Below are 13,420 nucleotides of genomic sequence, written 5' to 3'. Positions count from 1 at the left end.
AAAGCGCGATAAAATGGAACCAACATCGTACTATTAATTGGGATTGGGTTCTGTTTGCTGTTTAGCAGCGCATCAATGGTTGGATTCTAGTATTGAAAATTGTTCATAAGGTCACCTTTTTCATGGTCGTTGTGACCATATTGGTTGTGCAGTTATATTGGATGCATGGAGGTGGTCATGTCTTTAAAATCTTCCCGAGCCAGTTTGTTTTTTTACCTACTGATGACCAAGCGTTAGGGGGAGTCAGTACTGCCAGTTTGGAGTCATCTGAGTCTGAAGTGGTGCTAAATTGTCAGTTAGACAAATCGGATGCTTACCCTTGGCCATATTGTGGTGTCTCTATACAACTTGGCGAAACCATGCAGCAGGGTATCAACCTCGAAAACTACCATACAGTCAGATTGAACATAGATTTTGAGCAGTTTGATAGCAATGCTGATCCAACGCTACGCTTCTATCTTCGAAATTTTAATCCCGCTTATTCCTCAGCTGAAAACGAATACACGCAAAAATACAATGGACTGGCATACTCCCCAGGTGTTGGAGAAGGTGTGGTAGACATACCTATCGCGAACTTACAGGTACTGACATGGTGGCTGGCTGATAATAATATCCCCATTGCACACTCTGGTCCTGAGTTTTCCAATGTGACCAAATTGGAACTGGCAACTGGGTCGGGTCACTTTAATGGCGAGTTTAAGATGACCATCAAAAGCATCGAGTTTGTAGGTAACTATATTGAAGGCGAAACCTTGATGCTCTCACTATTGGTTTTTTGGGTTTCTCTCGCTTTAGTTTATAGCATTGTCGAAATTAAACGTAGCCACCAATTGATATTGCAGTCTCAATTTAGACAAGACCATTTACGTAAATTAAATAGTGATCTAAAAGAGCAAAACATCCATTTCGCTGAATTGGCAAATCGCGATGCACTGACAGGAGCTATGAATCGTCACTCCATTCGGGAGTGGCTAGAGAAGCATTTTGAAGGAAAACTAGGATGCGAGAAGGCATTAGCGGCGCTTTACCTAGATATTGACCACTTTAAGGACGTCAACGACAAATATGGACACGCGATGGGGGACGATATTCTGCGCGAGTTCACCATGGTGATATTAAGCATGCTTAGCCCGAGTGAGCGTCTAGTGCGCTGGGGCGGTGAAGAGTTTGTCGTGTTTTGTCCGGGATTAAGTTTGGATGAGGCGTCAGATCTTGCGGAGCGAATCCGCCATCGAGTTGAGTCCCATATTTGGGTACACGGTGATCCGTTAACGACCAGTATAGGTGTTGCCTCTCGAACTGGAGAGCGAACCAACGCGATGATTACTCGCGCCGACGAAGCTTTGTATATGGCGAAACGTCAAGGTAGAAATCAGGTCGTGGTTAGCTCTCAGGCTGACTAATCAAACTCTGTTCCGCTAACTCTGGCTCTATCTCAGGCTCAGGAAGTTGTTCGATCAAGATAGGTTCCTTAGGACCGAGAAACTTTGGCTTTGCGTCGGTAATGTAGATATCCAGAACCGCTTTCGCCCGAGCAAACACTTCTCTCATTCTGACTTGAAATCCAGAGTGCTTCGAAGGCCCTGCAACCGCAAAACATTTCGCATCGATATTGTGGGAGTTGGCGATAAATATTGCTCTCTCACAATGGAATTTCTGGGAAATGATCAGAAAGTTATTGGTATCAAAAATCTCTTTCGCTCTAACAACAGAATCTAGCGTGCGAAATCCTGCGTAATCCAAAAATATACTCTCTTCGGGTATTTCTGCTTTAAGCAAATCACGCTTCATCGTCCAAGGTTCATTGTAAGAGCGATGTGCGTTATCACCACTTAGAAGGAAGTTATCTACCTTGCCTTGCTGATACAGTTCAATCGCAGCATCGATACGATTGGTGTAGTACTCATTTAGGATTTTACCCAGATATTTACTGGTACCGAGAACGACGGCAACATCGAAAGACTCAATCTGTTCGGAGTTGGTAAAGAGCTGGTCTTTGGCTTGGTAAGAGACCCATCGATCGATTGCGAACAAAGAAACTGCAAGGACAGCTAACGCGACAGGTAGCCACGCTAACGCTCTTAGCGCCAGCTTAAGCCAAGTTTGTTGTCTGGTTTCGTGGTGAAATAATCTTCGCACTAAATTTGTCGATTCCGCTGCGCCCATAGACCTATAAAAATAAAGCAAAACAATACGATGGAAAACATAATGCCAGCCTCTAGGCCGCGCAGTGTCCGAGATAGGTAAGGTGTTGCTTTGACAATGATTAAGCCGTAACCAAATGCGTTTATCAAGATAAATGCAACAGTTCTGAGGGCAAAGTTGGTGTTTCTTAATAATCTCCTCAGTAATGCGTTGATTTCTCCACCTGCCATGACCAATATGCATGCGATTAAAGCTGTCGAAATTTCTGTCAGATAGGGGCGAAGATATCCACCCAAAAGGTTTAGGTATTCCATGAAAACAAATGTGATTGTCATTGATTGAGTAACGATATCATGAAGTTGATGTATTATGCACAGCAGCATGTTGTCATGAGATCTTTATGGCAGGAATAAAAAACCCAGCGTGCGCTGGGTTTTGAACAAACAGTGCGTTTAGAAAGCGGTGCGCTTGTAACGGCGATAAACAGGTTGCCAGAATGAAGCGTCAATCGCTTCTTCTAGTGCTTCGTCTGTGATCTCTAGGGCGACACCTTGCTCAATGGCTTTTTTGGCAACCGCAAAAGCAATTTTCTTAGAAACAGAATGAATCGCTTCTAGTGGCGGCAATAGTGCACCTTGACCATTAATCGCTAGTGGAGAACAGGTTGCCAGTGCACGGCTTGATTCCATAAGCATCTCGTCAGTCACGCGTTTAGCTTGAACCGCCAATACACCTAAACCGATACCAGGGAAGATGTAACTGTTGTTACATTGCGCGATAGGGTAGGTCTTACCGTCATGTACCACAGGATCGAATGGACTACCTGTCGCAACCAGTGCTTCACCGTTAGTCCAACGAATAATGTCGTTAGGTGTCGCTTCCACACGGCTTGTTGGGTTAGATAGCGGGAATACGATTGGACGAGCGCAGTGTTTGTGCATCTCTTTAATCACGTCTTCGCTAAACAGACCCGGTGCACCAGATACGCCAACAAGAACCGTTGGTTTAGCATTGCGCATGACATCAAGAAGTGAGTAGCCATTACCTTCTGCTTCCCAATCTGCTGTGTTTGAATGCTTCTGCACCAAACGTTGTTGGAAGTCGAGTAGGTTAGGCATGCCTTCTTGCAATAGACCCCAACGGTCAACCATGAAGACTTGCGAACGAGCTTGCGCATCGCTAATGCCTTCTGAAACCATTTGAGCAATGATGGCTTCTGCAATACCACAACCCGCAGAGCCCGCACCTAAGAAGGTGACACGCTGTTCAGAAAGCTTACTTCCTGCAGCCTGACAAGCCGCAAGTAGTGAGCCAACAGTGACAGCAGCTGTGCCTTGAATGTCATCATTGAAACAGCAGAAACGATCTTTGTAACGCTCTAGTAGCGGCATTGCGTTTTTCTGTGCGAAGTCCTCAAACTGAATCAGTGCATCAGGCCAACGGCGTTGAACAGCCTGCATGAATTCTTCTAAGAATGCATCGTACTCTGCGCCAGTAATACGAGGGTGGCGCCAGCCCATGTACATTGGGTCAGCAAGACGTTGCGGGTTATTCGTACCCACATCAAGTACGATTGGTAGCGTGTAAGCTGGGCTAATACCACCACAAGCGGTGTAAAGCGCTAGTTTACCGATTGGAATACCCATGCCACCGATACCTTGGTCGCCTAAACCAAGAATACGTTCACCGTCTGTCACTACGATAACCTTGACGTTGTGACTTGAAGCATTATTCAAAATGTCATCAATGCGATCGCGGTTAGCGTAAGAAACAAAAAGGCCACGGCCACGTCGGTAGATGTTCGAGAAGTTTTCACATGCTGCACCAACGGTCGGCGTATAGATGATTGGCATCATCTCAGAGATGTGGTTCTGAACAAGGCGGTAGAAAAGTGTTTCATTTGTGTCTTGGATGTTGCGTAGGTAGATGTGCTTATCCATATCGCTTTCGAAGTTACGATATTGTTGGTAAGCGCGTTCCACTTGTTCCTGAATAGTTTCAGTGTTTTCTGGTAGCAGACCTTCAAGGTTGAATGAGCTTCTTTCCTCAGCTGAGAAAGCACTGCCTTTGTTAAGAAGAGGAGTACTGAGAAGCGCAGGGCCTGCATATTGGATATATAGAGGGCGTTTATCGTTATTCATCACATGCCTTAGTAGGGTGTTAGGGTCAACAGACCTTTGGGAACAGGAACATAAAAATGATAGGGATTCGTTGTCGTATTGTAAACTGAATATTCCTGCATTCTGGCAAAGATTGCGTATATAATTTCATGCTTTAGCACTACCCACGCGTAAATCATGACTAGCCTACCGATAGATACCCTGAAAACCGAATTTTTATCCCAGCTTTCCGCTCATCATCTCATCGTAGAAGCAGAGACAGGATCGGGTAAGTCGACGCGTTTACCCATTTGGGCGGCGCAGCAAGGCAGGGTTCTGGTGATCGAGCCACGACGCATCGCTTGTACCTCATTGGCTCAGTTTCTCTCTGAGCAAAGTAACCAACCATTGGGACAGTCAGTTGGGTACGCGATTAAGTTGGAAAGCCGCTTTGATGAAAACACGCAAGTCGTCTTTGTGACGCCCGGAGTCGCGTTACGTTGGTTTTCGGAGAATAAGCTTGAGGGCTTTGATACGGTAATCGTCGATGAGTTTCATGAGCGCCGCTGGGATACCGATTTGTTGGTCGCTTTGCTTAAAGATAGCCAGACGCACAGATTAGTCGTCACATCCGCCACCATTGAGGGTGAAAAGCTGGCCAATTACATCGGCGCGAAGCGTATGTATGCCGAGGGGCGTAACTTCGATGTCTCAATAGGGTATCGAGCAGGCGACTCAAGGCAGCTTCCTGATGCGAGAAGCCTTGATGAAAAAGTAAAGCAAGAAGTGTTGGCGCTCAGCGATGTTGACGGGGATATTTTGGTGTTTCTTCCGGGTAGAAAAGAGATCAGTCAATGTCAGAGTAAGCTGGCGGGAATTGAAGGCTTAGTTACTGTTCCGCTTCATGCCTCGGTTACCGATGAGCAGCGAGAAGTCGCACTTAATACTCAAGCCTATAAAAAAGTGGTGTTAGCGACCAATGTCGCGGAGACGTCACTGACTATTCCCAACATAGTAGCGGTTATTGATTCAGGACTAGAACGAAGAACAGAACAGCGTAATGGGCGAACCGCTCTAAGTTTAAAGCACATTTCCAAAGCAAGTGCTAAGCAGCGTAGTGGGCGTGCAGGGCGAGTTATGGATGGTATCTGTATTCGTTTATATGGTGAACATGCTGCATTGACAGAAGTGACGCCGCCGGAGATGCACCGAGAGTCACTAACCGAAGCCATGCTCGCGTCTGCAAGTTGTGGTAAGGCGTTAGCGCAGCTAAATTTCTTGGAGTTATTGCCTGAGCGCTCCCTCAACCAAGCGAATGAAATACTCACTGCGATGGGGGCAGTCAATGATGTTGGTACGGCTACGGAACATGGTCAGCGGATTTACCCTTTACCTATTGACGCTTTATACGCCGACTTAGTCACTCGAATGCCTTCTAAAGCTCTGCAAGAGGCGATGGTTGATCTAACTTCTGTATTGGCGACGCCAGCCAACTTGTATCGCTTGTCTAGCAACGAAGAAGAAAGAGAAAAGTTAGAGAAAGAAGAGCCATGGGGCTGTGATGGTCAACTTGCTATCGGAATCCTTAGGGGAGAGCAGTTCTCTGGGATCAAGTTAGACGCTGATGTTGTAAAAGAAGCAAGAGCACTTTCAGCTCAAATGCGAGAAGTGTTTGAATTACCTCAACTCAGTGTAGCTTCGCGTTATTCAAATCAAGAACTGGTTGAGGCAATTGCTCGCTTACATCCTGAACTCGTTTTTGTACGCAGATTGAAGCGAAAAGAAGCCATGGCCAACGGTGAGATGGAAGTTATTTTGGGTCGAGAGAGTCGTTTTCCATCTAAGAATGAAGCTGCGCTTGTCCTCGATACTCATAGCTTGCCGGGGAGAGGCGTGAAGCAAACCCTCAATTTAGCCACCTTTACTATGCCTATTGCACTTAACGCGCTTAGTGAGATTGGTTTAGGTGAGTGGCAACAGGGAGAGGTGATAACGGTCGATGAACAGCCAATGGTCGAGATGAGATTGAACTATGCGGGAAGAGTTATTGCTACTCGACATGAAATGGCTCAAGGAGAACTTGCCATCCAGCCTATGCTGGAAGCCGTCATTGCCAACCAATTTCTACCTGGGTTTGCAGAAATTCGTCACAAACAAATTGAGCACTGGAAACTGTATCTCGCGCTAGGGCTTGGGACATCGGATGCTAACCTTGATGAGCTAAACTTTGAAAGTTGGTTTACAGAGCAGCTTACCTTACTTGAATTGGATGATGTCAGTGAGCTTGAGCTGTTTAGCGCCGATGATTTTGTCTTTGAAGGAATACCTTATTGGGAGTACGAGGACTTCGCCAGTGCGTATCCTTTTGAACTCGCATTGGGTGATCTTAATCTCGATGTTGAATACCACGCTAGGAAAAAGCTGGTTTATGTCATACACCGCGATGGACTGCGTAAAGGGTATCCAAAACGTTGGGAGTTACCGAACTGGAAGGGCTGGAGAATTCAGTACAAAAAAGCGAGCAAGATTGTTGATATAAAATAGTGTTTAGGGAACAAGATATTATTTGGTATCCAAAATATTAAGCAACCGGTTCCTTATATCATTTTATTGTACACATTTTGTTACCGCATTGGTTTTTATATAGCTTTTTAAAACAGAATTAGGGTATAAAAGACTATTGTTTTATATCCTATTGCTATAACCAGTTTGATCTAGGATATTGAGTACACTGTGTTGCCGATATTACGGGGGATGATATGGAACATCTAGGCAAGACAAGTGTTGTATTCGACTATACTTCTTTTCTCGGCGCTTCCTGTAGTAAGAAATGGACTTTCTTGGAAGCGATGAGCACATTTGCTCCGATATTCAGCCTTGCTTGGAAGAATACGATAAAAGATACGCTATCGGTTGAAGATCGATTGTGGGATCAAGCTATGAAGTCGCTATCGGCGAATCGTAGTGATGAATCAAATATTGCTACGCTGCTTCAGTTGGCAAAGAGTGAAGGGGTGGAAGAACTCAAGCTCGTTATGCCTTATGAATTGGATGTAGAACTACTAGAACGACTGAAAGCTAAATCGAAAGCGGACATAAAACCCTTGTCTCAAGACGAGCTATTTATCAAACTGCAATAGGGTCATCTTTTTACCAAACCACCACTCATACTGATGCCTGATAGTATTTGAAAAAGATCTCACATGAGATCTTTTTCGCTATATGAGCAAATGAACTCGTACAAGATCATAATTCTCACAATTTATTCAGTAACTTGACGGTTACTTGTTCTATATTTTCTTATCAATATAAATCACATACCCAGTATCTGACGCGGATTCTGGTAGGGAAAATTGGCTGCTAATCTTACCTTGATATAGGAAAGTTTGCCGCCGTTAACTTGTGTAGTATATGGACTTAAGAGGTCATAATGGAATTGAAGTACCGTTGGATATTAGCCCCTTTACTCTTTGCTAGCTCGGTGCATGCCGCAGAACCCAATAAAATAAACGAACTAAACTATGATTTCCTCTACGCAGATTTAAGCTCCGGGTCGCTAAATGAAAGTTTGGGCAGTGATAACAATGCGACTGCTCTAGCGGTGGGTGGTAACTATGTATGGAGCGATAACATTCTATTTACGCTCGACTACTCTGCAAGGTTTATACATCCGAAAGATGTTACAACAGAGCTCTATACTTTGTTACCAGGCGTTGCTTATCGTTACCCTGTTATGGAAAAGCTAGATGTTATCGCGACAGCGAAAGTAGGCTATTTGTGGGCAAAACAAACTCTTGATAGTACCGAAGAAAAGTTGTTTAGCGATAGCAAACCTTCGATTGGTGCGAGTTTAGAGCTTAAGTATGCGCTGACTGAGAAATGGGAGTTGGCAGGACGAGGTGAGTTTAACTACACAGACTTGCTAGAAGAAACGCTGTTTAACGTAAGAGCTGACTATAAATTCGCAGAGCGATTTACGGTAGGTGCTTTTTATACCCATCGTGACGGCGACTTTGAAACCGCAAGAATCAAAGGTAGTGCAACCACCAATGAGGGAGGCATATCTCTCAGATACCTTTTCTAAATCAATAGAAGTAAAAAGCCAGCTATATAGCTGGCTTTTTCGTATTTGAAAGTAAGCTGTTATAGAACCGCTGCAATACCTTTACAAAGTGGAAGCATGTTAGCTTTCGTCATACCCGCTACGCTGATGCGACCAGAACCTACGATGTAAATTGCGAATTCCTCTTTAAGACGAGTAACTTGCTCTTTAGTCAGGCCAGAGAATGAGAACATGCCATTTTGACGTTCGATAAAGCTAAAGTCAGCATCAACGCCTTGTTCTTTAAGTGTTGCCACGAACAGTTCACGCATTTCCTGAATACGATCACGCATCTCTTTCACTTCAGCTTCCCACTCTGCACGTAGATCGGCATTGTTCAGGATGTGAGTTACGACTGCGCTGCCGTGTGCTGGTGGGTTAGAGTAGATTGAGCGAATGATTGCTTTAACTTGCGAGAAGGCTGTCGTTGCCACTTCTTCTGACTCTGCGACAAGTGTGAATGCACCTACGCGCTCGTTGTATAGGCCGAAGTTCTTTGAGAAAGAGCTCGCGACTAGAATCTCTTTGTTGTACTGAGCAAAGATACGAAGACCCGCTGCATCTTCTTCAACGCCTTTAGCAAAACCTTGGTAAGCAAAGTCGAAAAGTGGAAGAAGTTTTTTGTCTGCAACAAGTTTAGCCAGTGTTTCCCACTCTTCTGCTGTTGGGTCGATACCTGTTGGGTTATGGCAGCAGCCGTGAAGAAGAACGACATCGCCTTCAGATGCTTGCTCTAGATCGGCAACCATAGAAGCGAAATCTTTGTCTTTAGTTTCAGCATTGTAGTAGCTGTACTGCGCAGTCTCGATACCTGCTGCGGCAAACACACCGTTGTGGTTAGCCCAAGTTGGGTTACTGATCCAAATCTTTACTTCACCCAGTTGGCGTTTAATAAACTCACCAGCGACGCGAAGTGCACCAGTACCACCAGGAGCTTGCGCCGTTTTACCACGCTTGTTAGCAACGATTTCAGCGTCATTGCCAAAAAGAAGTTTTTGAACTGCTAAAGCGTACTCAGCAGTACCTTCGATAGTTAGGTAAGACTTGGTCTTTTCTGTTTCAATAAGTGCCGCTTCCGCTTTTTTAACGGTTGCTAGAACAGGGGTTTCACCTTGTTCATTTTTGTAGATACCCACGCCAAGGTTAATCTTTTCAGCACGAGCATCTTTCTTAAATTCTTCAGTTAGGCCAAGAATAGGGTCTGCGGGAGCAGCGACTACTTTTTCAAACATAATGGTCATCCATGTTTATCGAAGGGATAGGTATAAGTAACTCGGTTATTTATACCTTTCTACGTAGAGTGAAACAACAGCGAAAGTGAAGAAAATTTAAAAAAGCGTCGTAATTTGGTGAGGATTTCGTTTAAGCCAAGTTTTTAATATGAAAAGTCCCTCTATTTTCGAAGTAAAGGGACTTTAAATGCAGAAAAATGAAGAGGTCTAGTACTGACTATGCGTGCATCAATTGCTCTAGCTCGTTTTCCTTAGCTTCTAGCTCTCGATATTTATGAGCAATGGCGACAAACTCGTCTTCAATAGCGAGGAATGCTTCAACAATTTGCGGGTCAAAGTGGACTTCGTTGCCTTCGAGAATAATAGACTTTGCTTTCTCATGGCTAAACGCTTTTTTGTATACACGTTCAGAAATGAGTGCATCATAAACATCCGCTAGTGCCATCAATCGCCCTGAAAGCGGTATTTCTTCCCCTTTAAGCCCGTTAGGGTAACCACTACCGTTCCATTTCTCATGGTGAGTTAAGGAGATCTCTTTAGCGAGCTGTAGGAATGAGTTGCTACCAAGCTGTCCTTCCGCCATTGAGAGGGCTTTGGCTCCGATTTCGGGATGACGCTTCATTATTTCAAACTCTTCATCAGTGAGTTTACCCGGCTTGAGAAGGATATTGTCAGGGATACCGACTTTACCTACATCATGCAGTGGAGCGGATTTGTAGAGTAGCTCGATATAATTTTCATTCAGTAAAGGTTTATGTTCCTCGAACTGAGACAGATGTTTTGCCAGCGCTCGGACATACTCTTGTGTACGAAGAATATGGGCACCCGTTTCATTGTCGCGTGATTCAGCGAGTGCTGATAGGCTGACAATGGCGACGTCGCGCGTAGTTTTTACTTCATCTTGCGACGACTCTAAGCTATCAAGCATTTGGTTGGTCAGTGAAGCCATTGAGCCTAACTCATCGTGTTCGAAAATAGGAACTCGTTTAGATATGTTGCCGCTAGCGACTTCGATGAGTGAGCATTCTTGAGCACTCAACACTTTTCGCATTAACTTGCTCCATTGAACCATGATAGCAATGACATAAGCACCAAGCACAATGGCAATATAAATAAACTCTTTTATGACGCTGATCTTGCCAGTGCCATCTAATATTCGCTCGGGATTATGCTCAAGCCAAAAGATGTCTTTTACGGCAACCATGGCGAGCATTGAAGTCAATGTGAATAACAACAAGCTAATGAGAAAAATCATCTGTTTAACCATAGATTGTCGTTCACCACTGAGTTCAAATTGGTAACGCTCCGCGCTGTTTAAGCTGTCGAAACATTTGATTTTAGAATCTAGTTGCAGCAATAAGCCGGTAAAGAAACCGAACAAGCTCATACCAAACAGAACTTTAAGATTGCTGTCGAGAGGAAAGTCGTAATAGACGTTATAGAAGGTGGCAAGTATCAAGCTGCCAAAAAACATGAGCGTGGTATCTAACTGTGCGTGCTTTTGTTCTTGAACAAGCGTGTGTTGCTGAAGGACAAAATGGCGTAACAGATAAACAGCACCAAATGTAACTGCCACATGCGTGAAGAGCTCGGTAGATGTTAGAGTTTCCAACATCGGACAGACGCGACCACCATAAAGACCGAAAACCACAGCTGCAAGTGCATACAGCTTTAGGGTCAAAGACGCATTGTAATGTGAGTTAACCATGTCAAAGCCTTTATATCATTATCAATATGACGAAAACTAGCCTGTAGGCAAATATGAAAACGGAGTGATAGATTTGCCTACCAAATAAATGACCGAGCATTCTATCGATTTGTTTCGTCTATTGATACATTTTTGCAACTTTAGTACTAGGTTTAGGATGAGAGCAGGTAAGAAGCAAGCACGCACCCGAGAAGGTGCGCGCTGAATTTTACTTTTTAAGGTTCATCTGAGATTCGATGGCGTTTGTTTCGATGTCCGGATTTTTGCCGAGTTTTTCTGCTGCCCACTTGTTCAGGTAGGAGAGAATCGCTTTCGCAGCGTGCTTCTCAGTCGGTTGTTCACCGTCTGTTACTTCAATGTCTTGCTTTGGGTGTGAGCCAGTAGCATCTTCCGCAATGTGTAGCCAATCAGGGTGCCAGTAATACGGTTGGCCAGAAGGTGTTGTCCAACTATGTACACCGTTGCTTTCGCCTTTGTACTCGATATGTGACGAATCGTATTTTTTCATTATTATCATCCCTTATGTAAGGTTGTTTGGATCACTATTACCTGATAAATGTAACAGAGTTTTTAATATTTAATGTGATTAAACTCTACAAACAGGGTTCGCTAAAAACAAAGCCTTAGAGTGAGAAGCTTGTAAGCCCATGATTCTTCTGACTATGGTATCTTTGCTGGGCAATGATGAGGGAACTATGAATCGCTACCAGCAATTAGCAGAAAAATTAAAGCAACAGATAATCGATAACACGTGGCGTTCCGGGGAAAAGATCCCGTCGCTTCGTGCAGCAAGCAAAAGCTTTGCGGTCAGTTCGGCAACAGTGTTACAAGCGTATCAACTGCTTGAATCAGAAGGGTGGATCAAGGCGAAACCGCAGTCTGGCTATTTTGTTACGTCAGCCATAGAAAATGGTCAACGAGAAAGATCCCAGCCCACTGTTCGGAGTGAATACAATGACGAGCTCTACGAGTTTCTAAAAAGTAATAATCAAGCCGCGGTCGCATTTGGCTCCGCCTTTCCCACACCGGATTTGTTTCCTCTTCAATCTCTCAACCGCCATTTAGCCAGTGCGGGTAGAAAAGTCCCAGCAGAAAGTGTGATACAAAATTTACCACCGGGTAATGAAGCGTTAAGGAGAATGATTGCTCAGCGCTACATAACTCATGGTGTTGCGGTGTCCCATGAAGATATCGTGCTGACTTCCGGAGCCATGGAGGCGCTGAATCTTAGCTTGCAGGTTGTCTGTGAGCCGGGCGATACGGTTGTGATTGAAACGCCGACCTTCTATGGCGCTTTGCAAGCTGTAGAGCGGTTGAAGCTCAATGTAATTCAAGTGCCCGTCAATCCTTCAACTGGGATAGACCTACCTCAGCTTGAACAGGCATTTAGCCAAAACGATGTGAAAGCCTGTTGGTTAATGGCGAATTATCAAAACCCGACGGGTGCCTCATTAAGCGATGCGTCCAAACAAACAGTGGTTGAGTTGGCAAACCAATACGGTGTCTACCTGATTGAAGACGATGTCTATGCAGAGTTGCATTTCGAGGAGCGTAAACCGTACCCGCTCAAATATTGGGATGACCAAGACCAAGTGTTGTTGTGCGGTTCTCTGTCTAAGTCACTTTGTCCCGGCTACCGAATAGGCTGGGTGGTTAATAGAACTCTAAGTGACAGGTTACAGAAGCAACAACTCACCTCGACGTTATCGGCAAGTTCACCTATTCAACAAGGCGTTGCTCATTACCTTCAATTCGAAAGTTATGACAATCACTTACGAAAACTTCGTAAGCAATTGCATGCTAGGCAAAAAGAATATCTTAGCTTGATAGATAGGTGTTTACCGGGTGTTGTTTACGTGCAGAAGCCCGAAGGGGGGTATTTTCTCTGGCTTGAGTTTGAGTCGATGATTGATACTTATCTTATCTACCAAGAGCTGAAGGAATCCGACATCTCAATCGCCTATGGCAATCTGTTTGCCGCCAACAATCAATTTCAGAATTGTATGCGTATCAACATCTCCTTCGAACTGACTGATCAGGTTAAGAACGCGCTCATAAAAATAGGGCAGTTAGTTAACTGCTAGGGCGTTTTTCGGCTCAACTGTACCGTTAGGCATGAAGCAAACTGTGGTGA

Annotated in this window: 11 protein-coding genes; 5 read left to right on the top strand and 6 right to left on the bottom strand. The window is 44.5% G+C overall.

The genetic code is table 11. From position 1 onward, the window contains the following. The first annotated feature begins 122 nt into the window (after positions 1 to 122). The gene (locus LYZ37_RS08745; RefSeq protein ID WP_272787156.1) at positions 123 to 1,403 is read left to right on the top strand and encodes a GGDEF domain-containing protein; all 1,281 of its coding nucleotides are present in this window, start codon (positions 123 to 125) and stop codon (positions 1,401 to 1,403) included. Here the strand turns inward: LYZ37_RS08745 and LYZ37_RS08740 are convergent. The 3 genes from LYZ37_RS08740 to LYZ37_RS08730 form a co-directional block, all read right to left on the bottom strand. Further along, positions 1,384 to 2,166, bottom strand: coding sequence for a SanA/YdcF family protein (locus LYZ37_RS08740; protein WP_272785201.1), 783 nt, complete (start codon positions 2,164 to 2,166; stop codon positions 1,384 to 1,386). The genes LYZ37_RS08745 and LYZ37_RS08740 overlap by 20 nt on opposite strands. Beyond that, a complete protein-coding gene (locus LYZ37_RS08735) occupies positions 2,139 to 2,459 on the bottom strand; it encodes a DUF3392 domain-containing protein (protein ID WP_272787155.1) in 321 nt (106 codons plus the stop codon). Before LYZ37_RS08735 ends, LYZ37_RS08740 begins: the two co-directional genes overlap by 28 nt. Positions 2,460 to 2,597: 138 nt before the next feature. Next, positions 2,598 to 4,286, bottom strand: coding sequence for an NAD-dependent malic enzyme (locus LYZ37_RS08730; RefSeq protein WP_171321390.1), 1,689 nt, complete (start codon positions 4,284 to 4,286; stop codon positions 2,598 to 2,600). Positions 4,287 to 4,442: 156 nt separating this feature from the next. Between LYZ37_RS08730 and LYZ37_RS08725 the strand changes: the two genes are divergently transcribed. The 3 genes from LYZ37_RS08725 (at position 4,443) to LYZ37_RS08715 (ending at position 8,328) form a co-directional block, all read left to right on the top strand. Beyond that, entirely contained in the window at positions 4,443 to 6,788 is a 2,346-nt protein-coding gene (locus LYZ37_RS08725; RefSeq protein WP_272785200.1) for a helicase-related protein, read from the top strand. 215 nt (positions 6,789 to 7,003) lie between these two features. Beyond that, on the top strand, positions 7,004 to 7,384 hold the full coding sequence (locus LYZ37_RS08720) for a transporter (RefSeq protein ID WP_272785199.1): 381 nt from the start codon (positions 7,004 to 7,006) through the stop codon (positions 7,382 to 7,384). 290 nt (positions 7,385 to 7,674) lie between these two features. After that, positions 7,675 to 8,328 carry an outer membrane beta-barrel protein gene (locus tag LYZ37_RS08715; RefSeq protein ID WP_272785198.1) on the top strand — a complete coding sequence of 218 codons (654 nt, stop codon included), beginning with the start codon at positions 7,675 to 7,677 and terminating at the stop codon, positions 8,326 to 8,328. 59 nt (positions 8,329 to 8,387) lie between these two features. On the opposite strand, the gene LYZ37_RS08710 is transcribed toward LYZ37_RS08715, so the two are convergent. The 3 genes from LYZ37_RS08710 to LYZ37_RS08700 form a co-directional block, all read right to left on the bottom strand. Further along, a complete protein-coding gene (locus tag LYZ37_RS08710; RefSeq protein ID WP_239855686.1) occupies positions 8,388 to 9,578 on the bottom strand; it encodes an amino acid aminotransferase in 1,191 nt (396 codons plus the stop codon). A 217-nt stretch (positions 9,579 to 9,795) separates the two neighbouring features. After that, on the bottom strand, positions 9,796 to 11,286 hold the full coding sequence (locus LYZ37_RS08705; protein ID WP_272785197.1) for an HD-GYP domain-containing protein: 1,491 nt from the start codon (positions 11,284 to 11,286) through the stop codon (positions 9,796 to 9,798). 208 nt (positions 11,287 to 11,494) lie between these two features. Beyond that, the gene (locus LYZ37_RS08700) at positions 11,495 to 11,794 is read right to left on the bottom strand and encodes a hypothetical protein (RefSeq protein ID WP_272785196.1); all 300 of its coding nucleotides are present in this window, start codon (positions 11,792 to 11,794) and stop codon (positions 11,495 to 11,497) included. 187 nt (positions 11,795 to 11,981) lie between these two features. On the opposite strand from LYZ37_RS08700, the gene LYZ37_RS08695 reads away from it, so the two are divergent. Further along, positions 11,982 to 13,370: an aminotransferase-like domain-containing protein gene (locus LYZ37_RS08695; RefSeq protein WP_272785195.1), complete on the top strand. Its 1,389-nt coding sequence runs from the start codon at positions 11,982 to 11,984 to the stop codon at positions 13,368 to 13,370. The last annotated feature ends 50 nt before the right edge of the window (positions 13,371 to 13,420 follow it).

Origin of the sequence: Vibrio tubiashii (genome assembly GCF_028551255.1) — a bacterium.
Lineage (GTDB): Bacteria > Pseudomonadota > Gammaproteobacteria > Enterobacterales > Vibrionaceae > Vibrio > Vibrio tubiashii_B.
Note: the sequence above shows the minus strand (reverse complement) of the source record. Positions and strands in the feature narration are given on the sequence as shown.